Genomic DNA, 25,404 nt, shown 5'->3' with positions numbered 1-25,404 from the left:
GCCCGATACAGGCCAAAAGTCCTATGGGCAAAAGCACACGCGCGCCCGGGTTTCCCCGGACGCGCGCGGCCTTGACGGATGGCCTGACCAGAGGGGGTCAGTTCGCCATCGCCAGTTCCTTCGGCAGCTTGAACACCCAGACCATGCCGCCCTGATTCAGGTAGTTGACCTTGTTCGCAACCTCGCCACCCCAGAGCGGGACTGCCCCGCCCCAGCCCGACACCACCGCGACATACTGCTCGCCGTTCTCGTCCCAGGTGACGGGCTGGCCCACGATCCCCGACCCGGTCTGGAAGCTGAACAGCTCCTTCCCCGTCTCGTCATCCAGCGCCTTGAACTCGCCCTCGGGCGTGCCAAAGAACACCAGTCCCCCCGCCGTGGTCATCACGCCCCCCCAAAGCGGGGCCTCGTTCTTGTATTCCCACTTCCACTCGCCCGTTGCCGGGTCGATCGCCTTGAGGCTGCCGATATGGTCCTCGTAGTTCGGCTTGATGGTGAAGCCCGCGCCCAGATAGGCCGCGCCCTTCTTGTAGGTGATCGGCTCGTTCCAGATGTCCATGCCCCATTCGTTCGAGGGCACATAGAAAAGTCCGGTGTGCTGGCTGTAGGCCATCGGCATCCAGTTCTTGCCGCCCAGGAAGGACGGCGAGGCAAAGACCACCTCGCCCTTCGCGCCATCCGCCGCACCGGCGGGGTTCCCCGGACGGTTCTCCTCGTTGTAGATCGGGCGACCGTTCTCATCGATGCCCTTGGCCCAGGTGATGTCCTTCACGAAGGGCCAGGCGTTCAGGAACTTCCCGTCCTCGCGGTTCAGGACGTAGAAGAACCCGTTGCGGTCGGCGGTGCCGAACTTCTTGTTCCCGTCCTTGTCGGTGAAGGCGACGACCTCGTTCACCCCGTCATAGTCCCAGCCTTCGCGGGGGGTCGTCTGGTAGTGCCACTTGATCTCGCCGGTCGCCGGGTCCAGCCCCAGGCGCGAGGCGGCATAGAGGTTGTCACCGGTCCCGTCGTTCTTGTCGCCCGCGTTGCGCAGCCAGCTGTTCCAGGGCGCCGGGTTGCCCGCGCCGAAGACGATCGTGTTGGTCTCGATGTCATAGGACCCGCCCAGCCAGGTCGCCCCGCCGCCGGTTTTCCACAGATCGCCGGGCCAGGACGCATTCAGCGTCCCGGTCATCGTCGATTCCTTGCCGTTCAAGGTGCCCATGTGGCCTTCGATGGTCGGCCGGGTCCAGACCAGCTCGCCCGTCTCGGCGTTCCGCGCCTGCACTTCGCCGACGATGCCGAACTCGCCACCCGAATTGCCGGTGATGACAAGGCCGTTCACGATCAGCGGCGCCGCGGTATAGCTGTAGCCTTCCTTGTACTCCGCGATCTTCTTGTTCCAGACAACGTCGCCGGTCTTCAGGTTCAGCGCGACGATCCGGGCATCCAGCGTGCCGAAATAGATGTTGTCGCCATAGATCGCCGCGCCCCGGTTGATCACGTCGCAGCAGGGAAGGATCCCCTCGGGCAGGCGGGCGTCGAACTGCCAGACCTCCTTCCCGGTATGGACGTCGATGGCGTACAACCGGCTGTACGACCCGGTGATGTACATGATCCCGTCATGCACCAGGGGCTGCGTTTCCTGCCCGCGCTGCTTCTCACCGCCCAGCGAAAAGGCCCAGACCGGAACCATCTTTCCGACGTTGTCCTTGTTGATCAGCGTCAGCGGGCTGAACCGTTGCAGGTCGCGCCCCATCCCGTTGGTCAGGACGTCCCCGGTCGAGGCGCTGTCCCCCGCCAGGTCTTCTTCGGTGATCCCCGCGTAAGCCGGGGCAGCAAGCATCAGGGCCGCCGAAACGGCAGCGACAAAACGGTTCATCAGGATCCCTCCCTCGGGTTTTCGCGACAGGACGGCGCGCCGGTCCCTCCCCCGGGCACCTGTCCATAGTCACTTTGCGACCGATCCGGCCGGGCGGGTATTGGCCAATGGTCGTAAGCCCCGCCTCACCCCGAGATCGACTGGAGGTAGGCCAGGATGAAGTCCTGCACGGTCGCATCCTCGATCCCGACATGGCGCATCTTGGTGCCGGGAACGAAGCCGTCATTGTCCTCCATCCAGGCCTTGAGCGCACCTTCGGTCCAGACGAACCCGGCTGCCTTGAGCGCCTCGGAATAGGGATAGCCCGCGAACGTGCCAGCCTCGCGGCCGACCACACCCTCCAGCAGCGGCCCGTAACTCGGGTCACTGGCATCGGTGGCGTGACAGCGGCGGCACTCCGCCTCGAACAGCGCCTTGCCGGCCCCGACCTTGATCTGGTCGAAGGAGCCGGCGTCGTCGGCAAGTGTCTGCAGTGCGGTCAGGGTCAGAAGCGACAGGGCCAGAATGACAGAGCGGTTGGCGATGCGATGCATGAGGGTTCTCCTTGGCGATTGAAAACGCCGCCAAATTGCGCCTCGCTGGCCCGGAAGAGGTTTGACATGCGTCAAGCGAACGGGGCCTTATGGTCGTAGAAAACCGGGTCATATGGTCGTAGTCCAGTGCGTGGCCGGGGCAAGCGGGACTTGGCGCGGGAAGGACCGGGGCCATCCGGGCGACAATTCGGAAGAACATCGGGCAGACCGCGACAGCATGGATACCTCCGTCACCCCTTCGCACAAGCGCCTGCGCCAGGGCGGCCTGTCCCTCGTGATCTGGCTCGTGGCAGGTATCCTGGTCGGTGCCGCGCTGCGCCGCGAACGCCCGTCCTCCATGGCTGAACTGATCGCCGGGCTGTCGACCGGCATCGCCTGGAACGTGGTTCTGGGTCTGGCGGTGCTCGCGTGTCTCACGCGGTTCTTCCGCTGGACCGACCTTGGCTTCAATCGGCCGGACGGCAGGGTGGCCTTGCGGCTGATGTGGTTCCCGATCCTGACGCTCCTGCCGATCTTCGCGCTGGCCTGCGCCATCGGCCTGCCGCCCGACCGAGCCATCGGGTATCTGGCGATCAACACGGCCCTCGTCGCCTTGTCCGAGGAATGGATGTTCCGGGGCATCGTCTTCCGGGCGCTGTCTGCCCACCTGCGACTGTGGCCCGCGATCCTGCTCACTGCATTTCTGTTCGGCGCCGTGCATGTGCTGAACGTCTTCGCCATGGGCGATCTGGGGCAAGCCACCGGTCAGGCGGTTGCCGCGACGATGACCGGCCTCCTTCTCGGCGCGCTTCTCCTGCGCACCGGCTCGCTCTGGCCCCCGATCGTGTTCCACATGTTCTGGAACTTCGGCCTTCTGCTCGTGACTTACGAGGCAGCGCAGCAGCCCTTGCCCGAAGGCCCCCTGCCGCTGGAAGCCTATCTCGTGCCGCTGACCATCGTCATGCCGAACTTGTTCTACGCGCTTTTCCTCTTGCGCAAGGTGCGGAATGCCCCGGCCTGATGGGCACTGCCCGCATCAGGTCGACCCAGTCGCAGAGGTTAAGAATCCCTGAATGAAAAAACTCAACTGATTGTTTTTATTCGGTTTTCAAAATCTGTCCACTGTGGACACATCACCCCCCGATCCGCCGCCACCGCGCCGCTTCCAGTCCCGGGCCATTCCCCTCGGCCGCGAGAAGCAGGTCGAGTCGCGCCCGCCCCGGCGTCCGTCGGCAGACCGGATCGGGGGCCGAGGCGTCGCCAAGGACGGCCAGCGCCTGGCAGCGGCAGCCGCCGAAATCCACCTCCCGCCGATCGCAGGACCGGCAGGGCTCCGGCATCCAGTCCGTCCCCCGGAACGCCGCGAAGGCTGGCCCGCGATACCAGATCTCCTCCAGCGGGGTGTCCTTCACGTTGGCAAACCTCATCCCCGGAATCGTCTGCGCCGCGTGGCAGGGCAGCACCGACCCGTCCGGCGCGATGTTGAGGCCGGTCGACCCCCAGCCCCCCATGCAGGCCTTGGGCAGGTCCGCGTAGTAGTCTGGCGGGACGAAGTCGATCACCAGCCGCCCCCGCCGCTGCGCGCGGGCTTCGGCCACCAGCCGCTTCGCCTCCTCGACCTGCTCCCGCGTCGGCTGCAACACCGCCCGGTTCTCCAGCGCCCAGCCCTGGAACTGGACGCAGGCCACCTCCACCCGCCGCGCTCCCAGCCTCTCGGCCAGATCGAACACCTCCGGCAACTCCCCCAGATTGTGCCGGTGCATCACCGCGTTCAGGGTCAGTGCGACCCCCGCCGCCGCGAGGGCCTCGGCCGCCGCCATCTTCCGGGCGAAGCCGCCCCTGTACCCCCCCACCCGGTCCGCCGTAGCGGGCGTTGTCCCCTGCACCGACAACTGGACATGATCCACCCCCGCCGTCACCAGCGCCGCAATCCGATCCGCCGTCAGCCCGATGCCCGAGGTGATCAGGTTCGCGTAAAGCCCGGCTCCCCGCGCAGCCGCCACGATCACCTCCAGGTCCCGCCGCGACGCCGGTTCGCCCCCGGACAGATGCACCTGCAACACCCCCAACGCCGCCGCCTGCCGGAAAATCTCGGACCACTCCTCCGCCGACAGCTCTGACTCGCGCTGCGCCAGGTCGAGGGGATTGGAACAATAGGGGCAGGACAGCGGACAGCGATGCGTCAGCTCGGCCAGCATCGCGATCGGCGGCGGAATGATGCGGGTGCCGTCAGGCATGGAGGTCCACCAGCCTTTCCCGGGCGAGACCCTCAAGGAACTCGGTCACGTCCGATCCGATCTCGGCAACGGGAGCGTCGAAATCGACAGCAAGACCCGCGACCAGCGTGTCGACCCCGATCACCCCGTCGACACGGGCGAGGATCGCATGGCCGATCTCGTCCAGCATCAGTGCCCGCTCGGGGGCGAGCAGCACATGGCACGCCCGCACCGCATCCCAGTGCAGGCGCACGCCGGGGGGAAGCGCGGGGGTCACTTCAACCCCTCGCCCGGCCGCCAGGCCCCCGGCGGGATGTTCCCCGGCTGGACATAACCATGCCAAAGCGCGTCAAGCTGCGCCCAGAGAACCTCGGTCTTGAAGGTCAAAGCCGCCGCCGCCGCATCCTGATCGGCGGGCGTTGCGGCATGGTCGATCACCCATTGCAGCCCGAATGCCACGTCCTTCGGCGCCTCGGTCAGCCGGTGGCGGAAATAGGCCATCGTTTCGGGTGTGGCGAAATCGTAGTGTTCCAGAAGCCCCGCAATCCGCTCGGCATGGATCTTCGGGGCGAACAGCTCGGTCAGGGACGAGGCCACCGCCTGCAACAGCGTCCGCTCGCGGACGTAGGTCACATAGGCGTCCACCGCGAAGCGCGTCGCGGGCATCACCCCAACTCCCGAGGCGACGTAGTCCGGGTCCAGCCCCACCGCGTCCGCCAGCTTCAGCCAGCGCCGGATGCCACCGTCGCGGCCCTCGGCCCCGTCATGGTCCTCGATCCTGGACCGCCAGGCGCGGCGGAGGTCGGGGTCCTCGACCCGGCTCATGAAAGCCGCGTCCTTCATCGGGATTCGGGACTGGTAGTACCAGCGGTTCACCACCCAGGCGCGGACCTGGTCCACTGTCGCGCCGCCCCCATGCAGCAACCGGTGGAACGGGTGCTTGTCGTGATAGCGGTCGTCGCCGATCTGGCGCAGCCGCGCCTCGAAGGCGCCCATCGGTTTCGTCATCTTGGTCATAGGCTTACCTCCATCCCGTCCTGTGCCACGTCCCAGCCCGCCGCCAGGACGGCTTCCCGTTCGGGGCTGTCGGGGCGAAGGATCGGATTGGTATTGTTGATGTGGATCAGAATCTTGCGGCCGATCCGGCTGCCCGAAAATCGTTCCAGCGTGCCCCCCGGCCCGCCGATTGCGACATGACCCATGCGGCTGCCGGTCTTGGTTCCCACGCCTTCGCGTACCATTTCGTCATCGTCAAACACCGTGCCATCGAAAAACAGCAGGTCTGCCCCCTCGACGCGGGTCAACAGCCAGTCCGGCACGTCTGCGCTACCCGGGATGTAGAAGGCCCGCCTGCCGTTGCCGCTGATCTCCAGCCCGACTGTCTGTCCACCCATCCGGTGCCCCGTACCCATTGTCTCCTCCAGAAACAACGCCACCTTTCCCGGCACGGCAAAAGGCGTGACCACCAGCCCTGGCAATGGCCCGAATCCGATGTCCAGAGCCACTTCCCGCCGGATGACCGTGCCCTCGGCCATCACTCCGAACACCGCATCGGCGGAAAGGACGGCATGGGTTTCGACACTCGCCCAGAGGTCGAAGTTCGTTCCCTCGCGCAGCGACAACAGCCCGGCGATATGATCGACATCGGCATTCGTCACCACCACCGCCTTGACCGGGCTGCCGCGCAATACCGATGGCGCAAACCGCGGACTGGCCGCAAGCTGGGCGCGGATGTCGGGCGAGGCGTTCAGCACCACCCATTCGGTGCCATCCAATGAAACGGCCACGGACGATTGCGTCATCCGTGGCAGTAGGCCAGCCCGGGCCAGGGAGCAATTCCGGCAGGCGCAGTTCCATTGCGGCACCCCGCCGCCCGCAGCGGCGCCAAGTACCGTCAGGATCATGGCGTCAGGTCAGATGACCGTGCGCCCGTCATCCTCGGCGGGGCCGTACATGTTGATTTCCATGCCGCAGCGCACTTCCACGGCCTTCGGTTTCGTCCAGCGCATCGGGGTTCCTCCTCCATCAGATGCCATCAGTAAGCCACGAATCCTTCCCCCGGCCTATGCGACCTTCGGAGGGGGGTCAGTAGAGCCGCTTCTCGTATTTCCAGTTGTCGGCATCGGGCGTGACCTCGTCGAGATCATAGCTCGCCGCCTGCAGGCGCCGGGCCACCGGAAGACCCGCGGCAGCGGCCCGGTCCACAAGGGCGCGGCCCGCGGTTTCGTCCGCTTTCACGCCACGACCCCGCATCAAGTCGAGCCCGTAGTTGAACATTCCCACCGGATCGCCCGCTTCTGCCGCAGTCCGGTCCCAACCGGCGGCGCGTTCCGGATTCTCGTCCGGGGTGCCAAGGCCGTTGTCATCCAGCTGGGCCATCCAGGTCATCGCCCCGACCCAGCCATCGGCGGCGCAGGCTTCGAAGACAACGCGCGCGCGGTCGTGGTCGCCTTTCTTGGTCATCCCGTAGCCGGCCGCACAATTCATCATGCTGGTTTCACCCCGGCCGACATCGTCCAGGATGCGGGCGATGGTCATCTCTTCGGGGTTGAGGGTTCCCACCTCTTCCACCGGTTCGGCGAGGGCTGGCAGGACGGACAATGACAGAAAAAGGATCGCTCGCATCGGGCTCTCGCTTTGCTTTGGATGGAGTGTAGGTGAGGTGGTGGCCGCGACCAAATCCGCCATGGTCGTACACGACCATTTTCCCATGTGGGTGCCTTCAGTCCGAGGAGCCGACTTCCCCCGCCGCTATGCTGCGGCTAAGCTTCCCGCCACATTGCATCGTCTCGAAAGGCCATTCCATGTCCCGTTTTCCTGATCGCCGCAGTGTCCTTGCCGGAATCGCGGCCCTTCCTGCACTGGGTAGCGCAAGCTTTGCCGACGCAGGGCGCGAACGCCCGTTCGACCTGCGTGTGGTGATGTCCGGCCACAGCCTGACCGACCCGATTCCGGGGCCGCTGACCGCAATGGTTCAGGCTGCGGGGGGGGCCGCATCGGGTGGGATGGCGATCGACCGGTCCACTATTCCAGGCAGTCCGATGGAGATTCGCTGGAACAACTCCATGAACCTTGAAATCGATGCCCGTCGCGACATTGCGAACTACGATCTGCTGGTTCTGACCGAGCGCGTCACCGTTCTGTTGACGATCCAGTGGCATGACTCGCTCGGCATGGCGCTGACCTGGGTGACGCATGCATGGGAGAACGGCAATCACGGCAAGGGCGCCCAGACGGTACTCTATGCTTCCTGGATCACGCTGGACAGCGGTCCTGACCGACAGATCGAGGGCAACGATACGCCCGAAGGCCTGCTTCCCTTCCGCGAGAGGCTGGACGTCGAGATGGTCCACTGGCAGGAGATCGCCGACCATGTGAACGCCAACCGACCGGCCGGCTGCCCCTTCGTTCAGATGATCCCGGGGCCAAAGATCATGGCCAGGGTCTACGACGAGATCGCCGCAGGGACCGCACCCGGGCTGAAGGCGATCACCGACATTTTCGAGGACGACATCCATGTCAACCCCAAGGGCGCGTTCCTGATTTCCCTTGCACATTTTGCAGTGATCTACGGTCGCGACCCACGCATCATCCCTCCGCTCAGGGGAGACCCTGGCTGGCCGTCGGCCGAGCAGCAGGAGTGGATGAAAGCGCTGGTCTGGGATGTGGTGCGGGCCTACCCCGACAGCAAGCTTGGCTAGAGCCATTCCGGCATGGGCGGACTCCCGTTCTTGTCGAACGTCGGGCGCGCGCGCGGAAGCCAGAGCCTGCGCCACGTCTCCTGCCGGGGCGGGGCAGACCTAGGCGCGCCGCTTCGCCTCGATCACTTCCCAGATGCGCCTTGCGGCATTGGTGCCGTCGAAACGCTCAAGCTCCTGAATGCCGGTGGGCGATGTCACGTTGATTTCGGTCAGCCAGTCGCCGATGACGTCGATGCCGACGAAGATCTGGCCTTTTTCGCGCAAGGTGGGGCCGATGGTGCGGCAGATCTCCAGGTCGCGCTCGCTGAGGCCGATCTTCTCGGGCCGCCCGCCGACATGCATGTTCGACCGGGTCTCGCCCGCCTGCGGCACCCGGTTGATCGCGCCGACCGCCTCGCCGTCGACCAGGATCACCCGCTTGTCGCCCTTCGCGACCGCAGGCAGGAACTTCTGCACGATCAGTGGCTCGCGATTGATGCCCATGAACAGCTCGTGCAGGGATGACAGGTTGCGGTCATTCGGGTCCAGCCGGAAGACGCCCGCACCGCCGTTGCCGTAGAGCGGCTTCAGGATGATGTCGCCGTGCCGGGCCTTGAAGGCGCGGATCGTCGCCAGGTCGCGGGCGATGGCGGTGGGGGGGGTCAGCGTCGGGAAGCGCAGGACGAGGAGCTTTTCCGGGCTGTTCCGTACCCAGAACGGATCGTTCACCACGAGGGTTTTCGGGTGGAGCATTTCCAGGAGATGCGTCGTGGTGATGTACCCCATGTCGAAGGGCGGATCCTGGCGCAGCCAGACGACATCGAAATCGCCCAGATCGACTTCGGTTTCCTCGCCATAGGTGACGTGATTGCCGATCTCGCGCCGGACCTCGATCGGCCAGCCGCGCGCCAGAACCCGGCCTTCCACGAAGGCCAGCCGGTCCGGCGTGTAGAAGAACAGATGATGCCCGCGCGCCTGCGCCTCGAGCGCGATGCGGAAGGTCGAATCGGCGTTGATATTGACCGACCCAATGGGGTCCATCTGCAGGGCTACCTTCAGCGGCATGGTACTCTCCTTCACCTGGAACGAGTGATGGCCGAAGCTGCCGGAAGATGCAATTCAGCCCGCGAAGGCGTTTTCCAGCACTTCGATCCGGCCCTGGCCATCGACCAGCGCCAGATCGATGCGAACATCGGTCAGAAGACCCTTGGGCTCATTCGCCACATATTCGTCGACCGTCGCGAAGATCCGGCGAATCTGTGCCTGCGAAAGATGCGAGGCAGCCAGGTCGTGGCTGCGGCTTTGCTTGACTTCGACGAAGATCACTTCGTCACCGCAGCGACCGATCAGGTCAATCTCGCCGGTGATGCCCCGCCAGTTCCGGGCGCAGATCGCGATGCCACGGTCTTCGTAATGGCGGGCAACCGAAGCTTCGGCAGCATGACCGGCATGATAGTTTGCCAAACCACGCAAGCTACGGTTGCGCTGAACCGGTGACGGTGCGAAATCAAAGGGCATCGGCCTATCCCTGGCTGCGATCAAGTGCGATCCGGTAGACGATCTTGCGTGATACACCCAGAGTTTGCGACACGAAAGTTGCGGCATCCTTAACGGACATGGTCTTCAGCGCCGCATCCAACGCCTCGCCGATGCGTGCCTCGCTCGCCTCGGCTGGCGGGGCGCGGTCGACCAGAACCACGATCTCGCCCTTGATGTCGCGCGCCCCGATCTCGGCCGCCAGCTGGTCAAGACTGCCGCGCAGGACTTCCTCGAACCGCTTGGTCAATTCCCGGCAAACCACGGCCTGCCGACTGCCACCCATCGCCACCGCCATGTCTGCCAGGAGCGCGGCAAGGCGTTTCGGGCTTTCGTAGCAGATCAGTGTCGCCTGCACGCCCGCAAGCTCGGTCAGGAAACTGCGCCGTGCGCCCTGGGCGGCAGGCGGGAAGCCCGCGAAGAAGAAGCGGTCGGAGGGCAGGCCCGACAAGGTCAGGGCGCAGATTGCGGCGCAGGGGCCCGGTGCCGCCGACATCGGCAGGCCTGCTGCTGCCACAGCGCGGGCCAGTTCGAACCCCGGGTCCGAGATCAGCGGCGTCCCGGCCTCGGAGGCGTAGGCGAGGCTCCTCCCCTCGGCCAGAAGACCAACCAGCCGCTGCATCTGCCCCTCGCCCGAATGGTCGTGGTAGGCGATCAGCGGGCGCCCGTTCAGCGGGATGCCGTGAATCTCCATCAGGTGGCGCAGGGTGCGGGTGTCCTCGGCCACCAGCACATCGGCCCCGGCCAGAACGTCGAGCGCGCGAAGCGTGATGTCGCGCGCCGCACCGATCGGGGTCGAGACGAAGTGCAGCCCCGGCGGAATGGCGCGCAGGGCGGGTTTCATCGGGGAATCAGGGGTATCCGAGTCCTGCCTCACAAGTTTACTTCCCTTTCCGAACCAACTACCTTGGCCCGCAATCGCAGTGCCCCTGCAACAGTGAGGAACCACCATGTTGTCCGTTATTCACCGGGCCCGCAAGTCGCTGGGCCAGATGCTTTCTGTTCTTGGTGCCGTGGTCCTTTCGGCCTGTGTCGCCACCGGGCCCGGAACGGCCCCGCCCGGCAATGGCGGGTCGGTGCAGGTGGCGCTCCTGATCCCCTCGGGCTCGGGGCAGTCGCAGGATGAGTTGTTCGGCGCGAACCTGGAAAACGCCGCGCGGCTGGCGATGAACGATCTCTCCGGGGTCAACATCGACCTCCGGGTCTACAAGACCGGCGGCAGCCCCGCTCAGGCTTCGGCGCTGGCCAAGCAGGCGGTGGACGAGGGCGCGCAGGTGATCCTCGGGCCGTTCTATTCCGAGGAAGCCAATGCCGCAGGGGTCGCGGTGGCGAATTCCGGGGTGAACGTGCTGGCCTTCTCGAACAACGCGGCCATCGCGGGCGGCAACGTCTTTGTCCTGGGCCAGACCTTCGACAACACCGCCCGGCGGCTGGCGAATTACGCGGTACGCAACGGCAAGTCCAAGGTGCTGATCGTGCATGACCGCAACGTTGCGGGCGAGGTCGGCAAGGCCGCCATCGAGCGCGGCGTTGCTTCGGCCGGTGGCTCGGTCGTGGGCGTGACCTCCTACGAATTCTCGCAGAACGGCATCGTGCAGGCGGCGAGCGGAATCGTCAGCACGGCGAAGTCCTCGGGAGCGACGGTGCTGTTCCTGACCGCCGACACGGCGGGGGCGCTGCCGCTGCTGAGCCAGCTTCTGGTCGACAACGGCATCGACAAGGCGACCACCCAGTTCATCGGCCTGACCCGCTGGGACATCCCGCCCGCCACGCTGGCGCTGCCGGGAGTGCAGGGCGGCTGGTTCGCGATGCCTGATCCGGGCCTGCACGCCCAGTTCCGCGCTCGCTATGAAGGCGCCTATGGCAGCCAGCCGGTGCCGGTCGCGGGTCTTGCCTATGACGGGATCGCTGCCATCGGCGCACTGGCGAACCGGGCCAAGGGCGGAGCGCCGCTGTCGAAGGGCGACCTGACGCAGTCGGCCGGCTTCGCGGGCGTCTCGGGCATCTTCCGCCTGCTGCCGAACGGCACCAACGAGCGTGGCCTGGCGGTGGCGACGATCCGCTCCAACCAGGTCGTGGTGATCGACGCAGCGCCCCGCAGCTTTGGCGGCGCCGGGTTCTGAGACCGGGTCCGGGGATCGTGGAAGACTCGGTCGAGGCTGCGACGATGCCCCAGGTGGTCGGCCCCGGCTATTGCTTGCCGGATGCGGGCGAGCTGTCCCTCCGGGTGCTGGACCGCCTGCAGGCCGCAGACGATCCGAAGGCGGCCCGCGCGCTGGTGGTTCAGGATCTGCAGTCCGCCAAGTCCGAGGCCACCGCCGGTTTCGAGGCCGCCTTTCGTGCGGACCCCCGCCGGGCCCGCGCACTGATCTCGGCGCAGGCGGGGCTGACCGACGTGCTGGTGCAGGTGACATTGGCCGCCGCCATGCGCCTGCACCCCTTGGCCAACCCCACCGATGCCGAGCGCATCGCCGTGCTGGGCGTCGGTGGTTACGGCCGGGCCGAGATGGCGCCGCAATCCGACGTCGACCTGCTGTTCCTGACCCCCTGGAAGATCACCCCCTGGGCGGAAAGCGTCATCGAGACGATGCTTTACATGCTCTGGGACCTGAAGCTGAAGGTCGGCCATTCCAGCCGCACGGTGAAGGATTGCATCCGTCTCGGGCGCGAGGACATCACCATCCGCACGGCGCTTCTGGAGCACCGCTTCATCTGCGGCCATGCCCCCTTGGCCGAGGAACTGGACACCAGGCTTTGGGGTGAGCTGTTCCGGAACTCTGGCCCGGAATTCATCGAGGCGAAGCTGGCGGAACGGGCCGCGCGGCACAAGCGGCAGGGTGGCCAGCGCTATGTGCTGGAGCCGAACGTCAAGGAGGGCAAGGGCGGCCTGCGCGATCTCCAGACGCTGTACTGGATCGGAAAGTACCTGCACCGGGTGCCGTCGTCCGAGGGGCTGGTGGGCGCAGGGCTTCTGTCGCGCGAGGAATTCGACAGCTTCGCCCAGGCCGAGGACTTCCTCTGGGCCGTGCGCTGCCATCTGCACTACATCACCGGACGACCGACCGACACGCTGACCTTCGACCTGCAGGTCGAGGTGGCGGCGCGCATGGGCTATCGCGACACGGGCGGGCGCCGTGCGGTCGAGCATTTCATGCAGGATTACTTTCGCCTGGCCACGCGCGTCGGTGAGTTGACCCGTATCTTCCTGACCGAACTGGAAGCCCGCCACGCCAAGCGCGAGGCAAGCCTCTTCGGCATGTTCAAGCTGACCAAGCGGGTGAAGGCCGGCTACAAGATGGTGCAGGGCCGGATCGACGTGAAGGACCCGCAGGAGTTCCTGAAGGACAAGCTGAACCTCTTGCGCGTGTTCGAGGAGGGCTTGCGGACCAAGTACCTGCTGCACCCCAACGTCATGCGGATCGTGACCTCGCATCTCGACCTGATCGACGACGAGATGCGCGAGGACCCGGAGGCGCAGCGCATCTTCCTGGACCTGCTGCTGAAGCACGGCAACCCCGAACGCAGCCTTCGCCGGATGAACGAGCTGGGGGTCCTGGCCGCCTTCATCCCCGAGTTCGAACCCATCGTCGCGATGATGCAGTTCAACGTCTACCACCACTACACGGTCGACGAGCACATCATCCAGACGATCAGCTGCCTGGCCCAGATCGAACGTGGCGAGCTGGTCGAGGACCTGCCACTGTCTTCCTCGATCCTGAAGGGTGGGGTGAATCGCAAGGTCCTTTATGTCGCGCTGCTTCTGCATGACATCGGCAAGGGACGCCCAGAGGACCATTCGATCCTTGGCGCGCAAATCGCCCGACGGGTCTGCCCAAGGCTGGGGCTGGACGCCGAGGAAAGCGAGACGGTGGAATGGCTGGTGCGCTACCACCTTCTCATGTCCGACATGGCGCAGAAGCGCGACATCGGCGACCCGCGGACAGTGCGCGACTTCGCCAAGGCGGTGAAGACGCGGAAACGGCTGGACCTGCTGACCGTGCTGACGGTCTGCGACATCCGCGGCGTGGGACCGGGGACCTGGAACAACTGGAAGGCCATGCTGCTGCGGCAGCTTTACAAGCAGACGGCCGAGGCGCTGGAAGGGGGTCTCGAGACGCTCAACCGCGAGAACCGGCAGGAGGAAGCGACCCAGGCCCTGCGCGAGCGTCTGAAGGGTTGGGAAACCGCGGCGCTTGACCACGAGACGACCCGACATTACTCGCCCTATTGGCAGGGCCTGTCGACCGACACGCATGAGGTCTTCGCCCGGCTTCTGCAGGGCCTTGGCGATGATGAGATCCGCATCGACCTGCACCCCGACCCTGACCGCGACGCCACCCGCGCCTGCTTTGCCCTGCATGACCACCCGGGCATCTTCAGCCGCCTTGCCGGGGCGCTTGCGCTGGTCGGGGCGAACGTGGTGGACGCGCGGACCTACACGTCCAAGGACGGCTATGCCACCGCCGTCTTCTGGGTGCAGGACATCGAGGGCCACCCCTATGAAGTCGCCCGCCTGCCGCGCCTGCGGGGGATGATCGACAAGACCCTGAAGGGCGAGGTTGTGGCCCGCGAGGCCCTGAAGGACCGCGACAAGATCAAGAAGCGCGAACGCGAGTTCCGCTTCCCGACCCATATCACCTTCGACAACGAAGGGTCCGAAATCTACACGATCATCGAGGTCGACACCCGCGACCGGCCGGGGCTGCTGTATGACCTGACCCGGACGCTGGCGGTGAACAACATCTACATCGCCAGCGCCGTGATCGCGACCTATGGCGCGCAGGTGGTGGACACCTTTTACGTCAAGGACATGTTCGGCCTGAAGCTGCACCAGAAGCACCGGCAGGAAGCGCTGGAGAAGAAGCTGCGCCAGGCCATCGCGGAAGGGGCCGAAAGGGCCATCGCATGAGCAGCTCGCGCGGGATGATCCGCAGTATCGTGACCCTTGGCGGCTGGACCCTGGTTTCGCGCGGGGCAGGACTGGTGCGCGAGCTGATGATGGCGGCCTATCTGGGTGCGGGTCCGGTCGCGGATGCCTTCAACGTGGCCTTCAGCCTGCCGAACATGTTCCGCCGCTTCTTCGCCGAGGGGGCCTTCAACCAGGCCTTTGTGCCGCTTTACGCCAAGAAGCTTGAAGGCGGCGAAGACGCCGAGGACTTCGCCCAGAACGCCTTCTCCGGCATGACTGCTTTCCTGGTCGTCTTCTCGCTGATCGGCACATTGGCCATGCCGCTTCTGGTCTGGGCCATGGCGGCGGGCTTTGTCGGCGACGGGCGCTTCGACATGGCGGTCGATTTTGGCCGCATCACCTTCTGCTACATCGGCTTCATCTCGCTCTTCGCGCTCCTCTCCGGCATCCTGAACGCGCATGGCCATTTCGCGGAAGCCGGGGCGGTGCCGGTCCTGATGAACCTCGTCTTCATCGCCGCCATGTTTCTCGCCAGCCGGATGGGCTGGGACATGGGCCTGACCTTGGCCTGGACCACGCCCGTCACCGGCATCGCGCAACTCCTCTGGACCATGTACGCCGCGCGCCGCATCGGGTTCATCCCGCGCCTGCGCTGGCCACGAATGAGCCCCGATTTCCGTCGCCTGATGGTCAACATGGGCCCTGCGCTGCTGGTCGGAGGTGTGGTCCAGATCAACCTCCTCGTCTCGCGGCAGGTCGCCTCGGGCACCGAGGGGGCGATTTCCTGGCTGGTTTATGCCGACCGGCTGTACCAGCTGCCGCTGGGCGTCGTCGCCATCGCCGTCGGCACCGTCCTTCTTCCCGAGCTTTCCCGCCGCTTGCAGGCCGGGGACCACGCGGGCGGGCGCGAGGCCTTCAACCGCGGCACCGAATTCGCCCTCCTCCTGACCCTCCCTGCGGCTGTGGCGCTGGTGGTCATCGCCTTCCCCATCACCGAAGTCCTGTATCAACGCGGCAAGTTCGATGCAGAAGACACCGCCGCAACTGCCCTTGCCCTGGCGATCTACGGCCTTGGCCTGCCCGCTTTCGTCCTGCAAAAGGCGCTGCAACCGCTGTTCTACGCCCGCGAAGACACCCGCAGCCCGTTCCGATATGCCGTCTGGTCGATGGTCCTGAACGCCGCGCTCGCCTTCGGCTTGATGCCGTGGATCGGGTTCTCTGCCGCCGCCTGGGCGACCACGCTTTCGGCATGGGTGATGGTCGGCCAGCTCTGGTGGGGTGCCCGCAGCCTGGGCGAGGAGGCCCGCTTCGACGCCCGTTTCCTGTCTCGCTTCTGGCGGATCGTGTTCGCCTCGGCCTTCATGGGCGCTGCGCTCTGGGGTGGATGGAACCTGTTGCAGCCGATGCTGGATGCCAAGGCTTACCGCATCCTGGCCCTGTGCCTCCTTATCGCAATTGGCATGGCGAGCTACGCGCTCGCCGCCGTCGCCCTGAAGGCCGTCCGCCTGTCAGACCTGAAGGCACTTCGCCGTCAGCGGTGACGGATCAGCGCCACCGCCCGCTGGAACCCGCCGGGACTGACGACGAAGGACAGCAGGAACCCGGTCGCAAATCCGGTGACTTCCGCCACCCAGTCCCAGTTGCCGCCGAACAGCAGCCCGAAGACCAGTTGAATGACCAGAAGCATCCCGATGAGGGTGAAAGCCCGCAGCCGGTTTGCGCCCACCAGCGCCAGCTTCGTCCAGATCAGGAAGGTGAAGGCCCCGATCAAGCCGTAGACCCCGGGATAGGCCCCGATCAGCTGCGTCCGCAGCCCGGGGATCAGCAGCCCGTAGGCCGCGCCCCCCACCGCCGCCGATCCAAGAAATACCACCAGCACCCCCCACCATCGGAAGACCTCGCCGACCATCTTTCCAAGGGCCAGCAGCATGACGATGGCGAACAGGGCATGGGTGAAATTGCCATGCACGGCCACATAGCTGACCAGGCGGGGCAACTCCTCCAGCGGATAGCCGCCGGTTTCCCACTGGTGCTTCAGAAGCTCGGGGAACAGGCCGAACCGCTCCACCGCCTGGATGCGCCAGCCGACCCCCTGCGCGCCCCCGACGACACCCGCCCCGGCCAGCGACAGCACGATCTCCATCGCGATCAGGGGCAGCGCCAGGACCCAGACGATCCAGGGAAGAGGGTTCAACGGGGGTGCGTTGTGATCGGTGTCCATGCCTGCCTGCCTGATTGACGCCTGTTGCCCCTTCGATTACGCGGGTTCGCAAGCTTTTTCCAGACGGAGCCAGTCCCCATGTCCTCCCCGGCTTCGGCGGTCCAAACGCCGAAAACCTTCAAGCCCCGCATCTTCTCGGGCATCCAGCCCTCGGGCGGGTTGACGCTTGGCAACTACCTCGGCGCGCTGAAGCGCTTCGTCGAAAAGCAGGACGAGGGGATCGAGACGATCTACTGCATGGTCGACATGCACGCGATCACCACCTGGCAGGAACCCGCGAAACTGCGCCACCAGACCCGCGAAGGCGCCGCCGCCTTCATCGCCGCGGGCATCGACCCGAAGCGTTCCATCCTCTTCAACCAGTCGCAGGTCTCGGCCCATGCCGAGCTTGGCTGGATCTTCAACTGCGTCGCCCGCATGGGCTGGATGAGCCGGATGACGCAATGGAAGGACAAGACCGCCGGCAAGAACGCCGAGAACGCTTCGCTGGGCCTTTTCGCCTATCCCAGCCTGATGGCTGCCGACATACTCGTCTATCACGCGACGATGGTGCCGGTCGGTGACGACCAGAAACAGCATCTGGAACTGTGCCGCGACATCGCGATCAAGTTCAACAACGACTACAAGGTCGATTTCTTCCCGGTGGTTGAACCATTGATCGAAGGCGCGGCTACCCGCGTCATGTCCTTGCGCGACGGCACCAAGAAGATGTCGAAGTCCGACCCGTCCGACCAGTCGCGGATCAACCTGACCGACGATGCCGACATGATCGCCGCCAAGATCCGCAAGGCCAAGACGGACCCAGAACCGTTGCCGGAGACGGTCGAGGGGCTGAAGGACCGCCCCGAGGCGCGCAATCTGGTGAACATCTACGCGGCCCTTGCCGGGCACACGGTGGAGCAGGTGATCCGCGATTTCGCGGGCGCCCAGTTCGGCACCTTCAAGCCCGCGCTGGCCGACCTCGCGGTGGCGAAACTCTCGCCGATCACCAGCGAGATGAATCGCCTGATGGCCGACCCCGCCGAGATCGACCGCATCCTTGGCGACGGGGCCGACCGCGCCGATGCCATCGCCCGGCCGATCCTGGAGCAGGTCTACGACATCACCGGCATGATCCGCTCACGGCGGGGCTGACTGTCACGGTCCCGATACACCCAGGCCGTAGGGTCAGCGTGTTCGGAGATGCGATCTGTCCCCATCGCCCGGTCCGGCCCGCTGCCCCTGAAGGCCTGACCTCCCGACACGCCCCCGTGCCATTCCGCACGGGGGCTTTTTTCTGCTTCCGCGTGTGGATTGGCCCTGCCGACGCGCGCGAAATGGCAAGCCTTTGACTCCACAGACTCTCTTTGACCAGAAATCGCCTTTTCCACAGCTATTTTGCGAAGAAATCACTTTACAGCTACCACGACGTGGCCCCAAGATTTAGTAAGGGCAGCGTCAGGCAACGCTGCACCTTGCCAGACACCCAGCCCTTGGGGTCGAACCGCCCCGATGGCATCAAAATGAGGCCGGGCATGTCGCTTTCCGAAGACTACGCTGCGATGGAAGACCTCCATCCCATCGACATCGTCGAGACCCTGGCCGAGCATCATGCCTGGGAATTCGACCGCGTGACCGACGACCAGATCGCCATGGCGGTCGAGGGACAGTGGCGGACCTATTCGCTGACCCTGGCCTGGTCCGAGCAGGACGAGACGCTGCGCCTGATCTGCACCTTCGAGATGGAGCCGCCCGACGACAAGCTGCCCGCGCTGCACGACATGCTGAACCGCTGCAACGACATGGTCTGGACCGGGGCCTTCACCTGGTGGGCGGAGCAGAAGCTGATGGTCTGGCGCTATGGGCTGGTCCTGTCGGGCGGACAGGTCGCGGGGCCGGAGCAGATCGACCGGCTGATCGCGGCGGCGGTGATGGCCTCCGAACGCTTCTACCCGGCGTTCCAGTTGGCGATCTGGGGCGACCAGAGCCCGGCGCAAGCGATGAAAGTCGCCATTGCCGAGGCTTACGGGCGCGCCTAACCTTCCCCCGGCTTGAAGGGGGTATCCATGAGCTTGGAACGTGTGGCCCGGGATGGGCTGGTGCTGCTTGGCTGCGGCAAGATGGGGACGGCCTTGCTGACCGGCTGGCTGGCGGCGGGGGTGCCTCCGGGATCGGTCTGGGTGATCGAGCCGAACCCGACCGACTGGCTGAAGGGCAGCGGAGTTCATCTGAATCAAGGGGTTCCGCCTTCGCCGGCCGTGGCCCTGCTGGCCGTGAAGCCGCAGATGATGGGGGCGGCGCTGCCTTCGCTGCAAGCACTGGGGAATGGCTCGACCCTCTTCGTCTCCATCGCCGCGGGGACGATGATTGCCACCTTCGAGGCCGCCCTTGGTGCCGATACCCCCATCGTCCGCACGATGCCCAACACCCCCGCGATGGTGGGCCGGGGGATCACTGCAATCTGCCGCAACACGCATGTTTCCGATGCCGATTTCGCCCTTGCCCGCGAGCTGATGGCTGCCGTGGGGCAGGTGGTAGAGCTGACAAGTGAAGATCAGATTGACGCGGTGACCGCCGTCTCCGGCTCCGGCCCCGCTTACGTCTTCCACCTGATCGAGACGATGGCCGCAGCGGGCGAGGCCGAGGGGCTGCCTGCCGATGTGGCGATGCAGCTGGCCCGCGCCACGGTCTGCGGGGCGGGGGAGCTGGCCTTTCAAAACCCTGAAAGCGCTGCACAATTGCGGATCAACGTCACCTCGCCGGGCGGCACGACTGCCGCCGCGCTGGGTGTGTTGATGGAGCCGGATACCGGCTTCCCGGCGCTGTTGAAGCGCGCGGTGAAGGCCGCGGCGGACCGGGGACGGGAGCTTGGCAAATGACCATCTCCTATGCCGATTTCGAGAAGGTGGACATCCGTGTCGGCCGCATCATCCGCGCCGAGCCGTTCCCCGAGGCGCGGAAACCGGCCTACAAGCTCTGGGTCGATTTCGGGCCAGAGATCGGGGAAAAACGCTCCTCGGCGCAGGTCACCAAACACTACACCATCGACCAGTTGATCGGGCGGCAGGTGCTGGGCGTGGTCAATTTCCCGACGCGCCAGATCGGGCCGGTCCCTTCCGAAGTCCTGGTCCTGGGCCTGCCGGACGAGGAGGGCGCGGTCGTGCTGATCGGGCCGGGGCATGAGGTTCCGCTGGGAGGAAAACTGTTCTGATGCAAAGACTTCTGATCACCCGCCGCCTGCCCGACCGCGTGCTGGACGCCGCCCGCGCGCGGTTCGACGTGACCCTGCGCGACCGGACCGAGGTGCTGTCGCCCGAGGAACTCCGGGCTGCGCTGCGTGACTACGATGCGGTGCTGCCGACGCTCGGCGACCGATTTCAAGCCGATGTTTTCGCCGATGTTTCCGATCCCCGGGCGAAGATTCTTGCGAATTTCGGGGTGGGCTACAACCACATCGACGCCGGGGCCGCCAAGGCCGCGGGGCTCGCCGTGACGAACACCCCCGGCGCGGTGACGGATGCCACCGCCGACATTGCGGTTTCCCTGATCCTCATGACCGCGCGGCGGTTGGGGGAGGGGGAGCGCATCCTCCGGTCCGGGGGCTGGGAAGGCTGGGGGCCGGTGCAGATGCTGGGCACCCATGTCACCGGAAAGCGCCTTGGAATCATCGGCTTCGGACGGATCGGCAAGGCAATTGCCAGGCGCTGCCATTACGGCTTCGACATGGAGGTGGTGTTCCACAACCGCTCCCGTGTGGATGACCCCGGCCTTCCTGCCCGACAGGTGGAGATGGCCGAGGCGATGGCTTCGGATTTCGTGGTCGTGGCGGTGCCGGGCAGCCCTGCGACGCATCACCTGATCGACGCCAAGACCTTGGGAATGATGAAGAAAACCGGCATCTTCGTGAACATCAGCCGGGGCGACGTGGTGGACGAACACGCATTGATCGACGCCTTGCAACAGGGCCGGATCGCGGGGGCGGGGCTGGACGTCTATGAGTTCGAGCCAAAGGTTCCGGCCGCGCTGATCGCGATGGAGAACGTGACGCTGATCCCGCATCTGGGCACCGCCTGCCTGGAGGTGCGCGAGAACATGGGGATGATGGCGGTGGCGAACCTGGTGGCCTGGGCCGAGGGAAAATCCCCGCCGAACCTGGTTAATCCCTGACCGGACCAACGGCGGGTTTCGCGTCTTTCTTCCGTCTTCAATCTGTCTTCCTTCCGTCTCTACGCGCGTAGAGACGGAAGGCTGTTAAGGATTGATCGGATCGGAGGCATGGACCCCCGTTGGAAGCCCCCCACCCTCTCCCTCCCCACGAGGAGGAGGGAAGCGGGGTCGGGACCGTTGGCGCCGGAGTGTCTCAGGCCGCCGCCTTCTCTCCCCCGAACCGGCCATAGAAGGTCTCGCCCTTCTCGGCCATTTCCCGCAGCAGCGCCGGGGCGTGGAAGCGCGGGCCGAACTGGGCGGAGAGGCCGCGGCAGATCTCCACCGCGCGGCCTGCGCCGATGATGTCGAGCCAGCTGAACGGCCCGCCCGACCAGGGCGCGAAACCCCAGCCGAGGATCGCCCCCACGTCGCCTTCGCGGATGTCGGTGAGGACGCCTTCCTCCAGCGCGCGCACGGCTTCCAGCACCTGCGCGAAGAGGAGGCGGTGCTGGACGTCGGCCAGCGAGGGCTGCATCTTGTCCTGCGGATACTTGTGCTCCAGCTCCTCCCACAGGCCAAGCCGCTCGCCTTTGTCGGAATAGGCGTAGAAGCCCGCATTGGCCTTCTTGCCCAGACGGCCCTGATCGGCCATCCAGAAGAGGACATGGTCCACCGCCTCGTCCGGGTAGTCGTCGCCCATCGCGGCCTTGGTCGCCTTGGCGATCTTCACCCCGAGGTCGATGGAGGTCTCGTCGACCAGCTGCAGCGGGCCGAGCGGCATTCCGACCAGCTTTGCCGCATTCTCGACCAGCGCTGGTTCCACCCCTTCGGCAACCATGCGGATGCCCTCGTTGATATAGGGGATGATGCAGCGGTTGGCGTAGAAGAAGCGGGCGTCGTTGACCACGATCGGGGTCTTGCGGATCTGGCGGACGAAGTCCAAGGCCTTTGCCACAGCAACATCGCCGGTCTTCTTGCCCCTGATGATCTCGACCAGCTTCATCTTGTCGACGGGCGAGAAGAAGTGGATGCCGATGAATTCGTCAGGACGCTTGGAGGCTGCCGCCAGCCCGGTGATCGGCAGGGTAGAGGTGTTGGTGGCATAGATGCAGTCGGCGCCCGTGGCGGCCTCGACCTTGTGGGTCACATCGGCCTTGACCTTCGGGTCCTCGAACACGGCTTCCACGACCAGATCGACGCCCGCCAGCGCGGCGTAGTCGGTGGTTGCGGTGATCCGGCCCAGCACTTCGGCCTTCTTCTCTGCCGTCACCTTGCCGCGCTTCATTCCCTTGTCGAGAAGGTCCGACGAATGCGCCTTGCCGCGATCCGCCGCCTCTTGCGTAGAGTCGATCAGCACCACCTCGATCCCCGCATTGGCGGAGACATAGGCGATCCCGGCCCCCATCATGCCTGCACCGATGACGCCAAGTTTCTTCACCGCCTGATCGGCAACCTTGGGCCGGTTCGCGCCCTTCTCCAGCGCCTCCTTGTTGATGAAGAGGCTGCGGATCATCGCCGAGGACGAGGGGTTCATCAGGACGGATGTGAAATGCCGGGCCTCGATCCTCAGGGCGGTGTCGAAGGGCACCAGCGCGCCTTCATAGACAGCCGCCAGCAGCGCCCTGGCCGCCGGATAGACGCCCATGGTCTTGCCGTGGACCATGGCCGAAGCGCCGACGAAGGTGGGGAAGCCGGGGGCCGAATAGGGTGCGCCGCCGGGCAACTTGTAGCCCTTGGCATCCCAGGGTTTCACCAGGTCGGCCTCGGTCGCCGACAGGACCCATTCCTTCGCCCGTTTCAGCAGGTCTTCGGCGGCAACGACTTCGTCAATCAGTCCCGCGCCCTTGGCGGATTTGGGATCGGACAGCTTGCCCTCCAGCAGGAAGGGCGCCGCCATCATCGCGCCCAGCTTGCGCGACAGCCGCGTGGTGCCGCCCGCGCCGGGGAAGATGCCGACCATGATCTCGGGCAGGCCGATCTTGGCCTTGGGGTTGTCGGCGGCGATGATCCGGTGGCAGGCAAGCGGCAGTTCAAGGCCGATCCCCAGCGCGGTACCGGGAAGGGCCGCGACGATGGGCTTGGCCCCCTTCAGCGTCTTCGGGTCCATCCCGGCGCGTTCGATCTTGCGCAGGACATGGTGCATCTGCATCACGCCATCGAAGATCGCTTGCGCGCCACCGGCCCGCATCTTCGCGATGACGTTCAGGTCCATCCCCCCGGCGAAGTCCTTCTTGCCGCTGGTGATGATGATGCCCTTGACCGAGGCATCGGCCAGCGCCTCGTCGACCAGCCCGGACAGGGCTGCGAAGGCCTCGGTCGACATGACGTTCATCGACTTGGACTTGACGTCCCAGGTGATCGTCGCGACGCCGTCGGCATCCTTGGTCATGGTGAAGTCGGTCATTTCTGGGTCTCCTTGGGCCAGCCGGGGTAGGGGGTGCCGTCCTTCATGGCGAAGGTCCGCAGCCCGTTCCGGCGCGAGTAGTGAAGGTCGATGTCGGGATAGTGGCAGGCGTCCTCGGCAAAGCGGGAGCCTGTGATGAAGAGGGTTGCGGGTTCCCTGTCGTCATTTCGCAGGCAATGGGCGTTTGGCGCACCGGCGGGCCAGCAGACGGCGGTGCCGGGGCCGATGACGTGGGGGCCGTCGTTTTCCAGAAGCGTGACCGTGCCGTCGAGGACATAGAGGAACTCGTCCTCCTCCTCGTGCCAGTGGCGCAGGCTGGTCTGCCCGCCGGGGTGCAGGATTTCCAGGAAGGCGCCGAACTGGGTCAGGCCTCCTGCATCGGACAGCGCGATGTCTTCCGCATCGCCAAGGTCAGCGAACCGGGCCGGGTAATTGTTGGCGCAATAGATGGCCGGGACCGACCCGGCGCGGATCACGTTCGGGCGGGGTGTGCCGTCGAACGCGGTGCCCCAGCGGTCGCGGAGGTTCAGAAGCTCTTCCGGCAGGTCGCCGCCCTTGAGGATGTTGCCCCCGGAATCGACGATCTTCCAGCTGGTGTCGCTGTTGATCTGCCGCCGTCCATCATCGGGATAGGTGCAGATGTCGCCCCGGGCCCGCGAGCCCACGATCAGCCAGCGCGCAGGCACGTCGCCGCGGTTGGTCAGGTGGTGGCCATTCGGCTCCCCGTGCGGCCATGAGACGGCATCGCCGGGGAAGAGGTCGGTCATGCCGGTATCATCGCGCAGGGTGGCGGTTCCGGAGAGGAGATAGATGAATTCATCCTCGGCCGAATGCCAGTGCCGCTGGCTGGACCAGGCGCCGGGGTCGAGCGTGTCGAGATAGGCGCCGAACTGGGTGATCCCGCCCGCGACCGACAGGTGCAGGCTGTGCAGCCCCTTCTCGCCGCTGGTGGGCGCGGTGGCGGGATCGACGATCATTTCGCGGCCTCTGGCAACCCGAGCGCGTCGGCGGCGTCGAAGAGATTGCTGAAGGTCAGCGGCCAGCGGTCGCCCTTCACGGCATCATAATGCGCTTCGGAGAAGAGCCAGAGCTCCCCCCGGCGCACGATGGTTTGGCCGGAGGCATGGGCGCAGTTGACCGGCCGGCCATCGGCCAGCATATGGGTGTGGTGCCTGCCCTCGATCCGGTTGCGGTCGACATAATCGGCCGATCGGGCGACGCGTTCGTAGTGGGTGACGCCGCGCGACGTCAGGCCCCGGTGAACCGCCTCGAACGCGGGCAACAGGTCGGCGGTTGTCGTTACAAGAAGATCGGCGTCGGCCGTGTGCACCAGATAGGGAAAGTCGATCATCGCGGCATAGCGGAAGAAATCGCCCGCCAGCACCGCTTCGGAGACGATGTTCAAGGCGTTCTGGTAGATCGTCAGCGGGTTCATCGTGGCCCCGTCCAGTCTGTGCCGTCCTTGTAGGTGAAGCGGGCCTTGCCGCCTTCCATTTCCAGCCGGAAGTCGACGTCGGAATAGGTTGCGACCTCGCGCGGGGCCTTGCTGCCGACGACTAGGAACTTCGCCACCTTGTCGGTGCGGTTGATGAAATGGTGCCCGTCGGTGCTGCCCGCCGGGAAGGCCGCGCAGTCACCCGGGCGCATCACCGTCTCGCCTGCGTCCTGCACCAGCGTGCATTCGCCTTCCGTCACCATCACGAATTCGTCTTCGTTCTGGTGCCAGTGTCGCAGGGAAGACAGCGCGCCGGGTTCCAGCATGACGAGGTTCGCGCCGAACTGGGTCAGGCCCCCGGCGTCGCCCAGCCGGAGGGAGGATCGTCCCTTCATCATGCTGGCGTAGGGTTCGGGATAGATCGAGCCGGTCTTCACCGGAACCTTGGTCGGGTCGATCACTGGCATTGGCAGCTCCCCTGGTTGCAATCCTTGCCGCGCCGGGC

At 65.7% G+C, this 25,404-nt stretch carries 26 protein-coding genes; 10 read left to right on the top strand and 16 right to left on the bottom strand.

Annotation, left to right across the window (positions count from 1 at the left end):
* Positions 1-97 precede the first annotated feature (97 nt).
* Both JNL31_RS02255 and JNL31_RS02250 read right to left on the bottom strand, forming a co-directional pair.
* Positions 98-1,861 (bottom strand): PQQ-dependent methanol/ethanol family dehydrogenase, encoded by a 1,764-nt coding sequence (locus JNL31_RS02255; RefSeq protein WP_294969344.1) that lies wholly within the window; start codon positions 1,859-1,861, stop codon positions 98-100.
* Between the two features lie 125 nt (positions 1,862-1,986).
* Positions 1,987-2,394 (bottom strand): c-type cytochrome, encoded by a 408-nt coding sequence (locus tag JNL31_RS02250; RefSeq protein ID WP_294969341.1) that lies wholly within the window; start codon positions 2,392-2,394, stop codon positions 1,987-1,989.
* A gap of 217 nt (positions 2,395-2,611) precedes the next feature.
* Here JNL31_RS02250 and JNL31_RS02245 point away from each other — a divergent pair, with 217 nt between their 5' ends.
* Positions 2,612-3,394: a CPBP family intramembrane glutamic endopeptidase gene (locus tag JNL31_RS02245; protein ID WP_294969338.1), complete on the top strand. Its 783-nt coding sequence runs from the start codon at positions 2,612-2,614 to the stop codon at positions 3,392-3,394.
* Between the two features lie 112 nt (positions 3,395-3,506).
* On the opposite strand, the gene pqqE is transcribed toward JNL31_RS02245, so the two are convergent.
* The 6 genes from pqqE to JNL31_RS02215 all read right to left on the bottom strand — a co-directional run bounded on the left by pqqE (position 3,507) and on the right by JNL31_RS02215 (position 7,214).
* Entirely contained in the window at positions 3,507-4,610 is a 1,104-nt protein-coding gene (gene pqqE, locus JNL31_RS02240; protein ID WP_294969336.1) for a pyrroloquinoline quinone biosynthesis protein PqqE, read from the bottom strand.
* Entirely contained in the window at positions 4,603-4,866 is a 264-nt protein-coding gene (pqqD, locus tag JNL31_RS02235) for a pyrroloquinoline quinone biosynthesis peptide chaperone PqqD (RefSeq protein ID WP_294969333.1), read from the bottom strand. The genes pqqE and pqqD overlap by 8 nt, the downstream gene beginning before the upstream one ends.
* Positions 4,863-5,597, bottom strand: coding sequence for a pyrroloquinoline-quinone synthase PqqC (pqqC, locus tag JNL31_RS02230; RefSeq protein ID WP_294969436.1), 735 nt, complete (start codon positions 5,595-5,597; stop codon positions 4,863-4,865). Before pqqC ends, pqqD begins: the two co-directional genes overlap by 4 nt.
* A 5-nt stretch (positions 5,598-5,602) precedes the next feature.
* Positions 5,603-6,493: a pyrroloquinoline quinone biosynthesis protein PqqB gene (gene pqqB / locus JNL31_RS02225; RefSeq protein ID WP_294969331.1), complete on the bottom strand. Its 891-nt coding sequence runs from the start codon at positions 6,491-6,493 to the stop codon at positions 5,603-5,605.
* Positions 6,494-6,502: 9 nt separating this feature from the next.
* Positions 6,503-6,598 carry a pyrroloquinoline quinone precursor peptide PqqA gene (pqqA, locus tag JNL31_RS02220; RefSeq protein ID WP_294969330.1) on the bottom strand — a complete coding sequence of 32 codons (96 nt, stop codon included), beginning with the start codon at positions 6,596-6,598 and terminating at the stop codon, positions 6,503-6,505.
* Positions 6,599-6,674: 76 nt separating this feature from the next.
* Positions 6,675-7,214, bottom strand: a complete 540-nt coding sequence (locus JNL31_RS02215; RefSeq protein ID WP_294969328.1) for a sel1 repeat family protein — start codon at positions 7,212-7,214, stop codon at positions 6,675-6,677.
* A 179-nt stretch (positions 7,215-7,393) separates the two neighbouring features.
* On the opposite strand from JNL31_RS02215, the gene JNL31_RS02210 reads away from it, so the two are divergent.
* A complete protein-coding gene (locus JNL31_RS02210; RefSeq protein ID WP_294969326.1) occupies positions 7,394-8,290 on the top strand; it encodes a hypothetical protein in 897 nt (298 codons plus the stop codon).
* A 99-nt stretch (positions 8,291-8,389) separates the two neighbouring features.
* On the opposite strand, the gene gshB is transcribed toward JNL31_RS02210, so the two are convergent.
* The 3 genes from gshB to rsmI are packed head-to-tail and all read right to left on the bottom strand — an operon-like array spanning position 8,390 to position 10,649.
* Positions 8,390-9,334: a glutathione synthase gene (gene gshB / locus JNL31_RS02205; protein ID WP_294969324.1), complete on the bottom strand. Its 945-nt coding sequence runs from the start codon at positions 9,332-9,334 to the stop codon at positions 8,390-8,392.
* 54 nt (positions 9,335-9,388) lie between these two features.
* A complete protein-coding gene (locus JNL31_RS02200) occupies positions 9,389-9,742 on the bottom strand; it encodes a YraN family protein (protein ID WP_294969434.1) in 354 nt (117 codons plus the stop codon).
* 49 nt (positions 9,743-9,791) lie between these two features.
* On the bottom strand, positions 9,792-10,649 hold the full coding sequence (gene rsmI / locus JNL31_RS02195) for a 16S rRNA (cytidine(1402)-2'-O)-methyltransferase (protein WP_294969321.1): 858 nt from the start codon (positions 10,647-10,649) through the stop codon (positions 9,792-9,794).
* A gap of 106 nt (positions 10,650-10,755) precedes the next feature.
* Here rsmI and JNL31_RS02190 point away from each other — a divergent pair, with 106 nt between their 5' ends.
* The 3 genes from JNL31_RS02190 to murJ are packed head-to-tail and all read left to right on the top strand — an operon-like array spanning position 10,756 to position 16,255.
* Positions 10,756-11,928: a penicillin-binding protein activator gene (locus JNL31_RS02190; RefSeq protein WP_294969317.1), complete on the top strand. Its 1,173-nt coding sequence runs from the start codon at positions 10,756-10,758 to the stop codon at positions 11,926-11,928.
* Positions 11,929-11,972: 44 nt separating this feature from the next.
* The gene (locus tag JNL31_RS02185) at positions 11,973-14,714 is read left to right on the top strand and encodes a [protein-PII] uridylyltransferase (protein ID WP_294969432.1); all 2,742 of its coding nucleotides are present in this window, start codon (positions 11,973-11,975) and stop codon (positions 14,712-14,714) included.
* Positions 14,711-16,255: a murein biosynthesis integral membrane protein MurJ gene (murJ, locus tag JNL31_RS02180; RefSeq protein ID WP_294969315.1), complete on the top strand. Its 1,545-nt coding sequence runs from the start codon at positions 14,711-14,713 to the stop codon at positions 16,253-16,255. Before JNL31_RS02185 ends, murJ begins: the two co-directional genes overlap by 4 nt.
* Here the strand turns inward: murJ and JNL31_RS02175 are convergent.
* Positions 16,246-16,935, bottom strand: coding sequence for a rhomboid family intramembrane serine protease (locus JNL31_RS02175; RefSeq protein ID WP_294969313.1), 690 nt, complete (start codon positions 16,933-16,935; stop codon positions 16,246-16,248). The genes murJ and JNL31_RS02175 overlap by 10 nt on opposite strands.
* A gap of 78 nt (positions 16,936-17,013) precedes the next feature.
* Here JNL31_RS02175 and trpS point away from each other — a divergent pair, with 78 nt between their 5' ends.
* The 5 genes from trpS (at position 17,014) to JNL31_RS02150 (ending at position 21,081) form a co-directional block, all read left to right on the top strand.
* Entirely contained in the window at positions 17,014-18,069 is a 1,056-nt protein-coding gene (gene trpS, locus JNL31_RS02170; RefSeq protein ID WP_294969311.1) for a tryptophan--tRNA ligase, read from the top strand.
* Positions 18,070-18,449: 380 nt separating this feature from the next.
* Positions 18,450-18,953 (top strand): YbjN domain-containing protein, encoded by a 504-nt coding sequence (locus JNL31_RS02165; RefSeq protein ID WP_294969308.1) that lies wholly within the window; start codon positions 18,450-18,452, stop codon positions 18,951-18,953.
* 27 nt (positions 18,954-18,980) lie between these two features.
* Positions 18,981-19,793, top strand: coding sequence for a pyrroline-5-carboxylate reductase (gene proC, locus JNL31_RS02160; RefSeq protein ID WP_294969305.1), 813 nt, complete (start codon positions 18,981-18,983; stop codon positions 19,791-19,793).
* Positions 19,790-20,125 carry a tRNA-binding protein gene (locus tag JNL31_RS02155; protein WP_294969302.1) on the top strand — a complete coding sequence of 112 codons (336 nt, stop codon included), beginning with the start codon at positions 19,790-19,792 and terminating at the stop codon, positions 20,123-20,125. The genes proC and JNL31_RS02155 overlap by 4 nt, the downstream gene beginning before the upstream one ends.
* Positions 20,125-21,081 carry a D-glycerate dehydrogenase gene (locus JNL31_RS02150; RefSeq protein WP_294969299.1) on the top strand — a complete coding sequence of 319 codons (957 nt, stop codon included), beginning with the start codon at positions 20,125-20,127 and terminating at the stop codon, positions 21,079-21,081. The genes JNL31_RS02155 and JNL31_RS02150 overlap by 1 nt, the downstream gene beginning before the upstream one ends.
* Before the next feature lie 193 nt (positions 21,082-21,274).
* Here JNL31_RS02150 and JNL31_RS02145 read toward each other — a convergent pair whose 3' ends face one another.
* From JNL31_RS02145 to JNL31_RS02130, 4 genes are read right to left on the bottom strand one after another with little or no spacing between them, the layout of a single operon-like run.
* On the bottom strand, positions 21,275-23,464 hold the full coding sequence (locus tag JNL31_RS02145) for a 3-hydroxyacyl-CoA dehydrogenase NAD-binding domain-containing protein (protein ID WP_294969296.1): 2,190 nt from the start codon (positions 23,462-23,464) through the stop codon (positions 21,275-21,277).
* Positions 23,461-24,441: a cupin domain-containing protein gene (locus JNL31_RS02140; RefSeq protein WP_294969293.1), complete on the bottom strand. Its 981-nt coding sequence runs from the start codon at positions 24,439-24,441 to the stop codon at positions 23,461-23,463. The genes JNL31_RS02145 and JNL31_RS02140 overlap by 4 nt, the downstream gene beginning before the upstream one ends.
* Positions 24,438-24,899 (bottom strand): hypothetical protein, encoded by a 462-nt coding sequence (locus JNL31_RS02135; protein WP_294969290.1) that lies wholly within the window; start codon positions 24,897-24,899, stop codon positions 24,438-24,440. The genes JNL31_RS02140 and JNL31_RS02135 overlap by 4 nt, the downstream gene beginning before the upstream one ends.
* A complete protein-coding gene (locus tag JNL31_RS02130) occupies positions 24,896-25,366 on the bottom strand; it encodes a cupin domain-containing protein (RefSeq protein WP_294969287.1) in 471 nt (156 codons plus the stop codon). Before JNL31_RS02130 ends, JNL31_RS02135 begins: the two co-directional genes overlap by 4 nt.
* Positions 25,367-25,404 lie beyond the last annotated feature (38 nt).

The organism is Tabrizicola sp. (assembly GCF_016792905.1).
Taxonomy (GTDB): domain Bacteria; phylum Pseudomonadota; class Alphaproteobacteria; order Rhodobacterales; family Rhodobacteraceae; genus Tabrizicola.
Note: the sequence above shows the minus strand (reverse complement) of the source record. Positions and strands in the feature narration are given on the sequence as shown.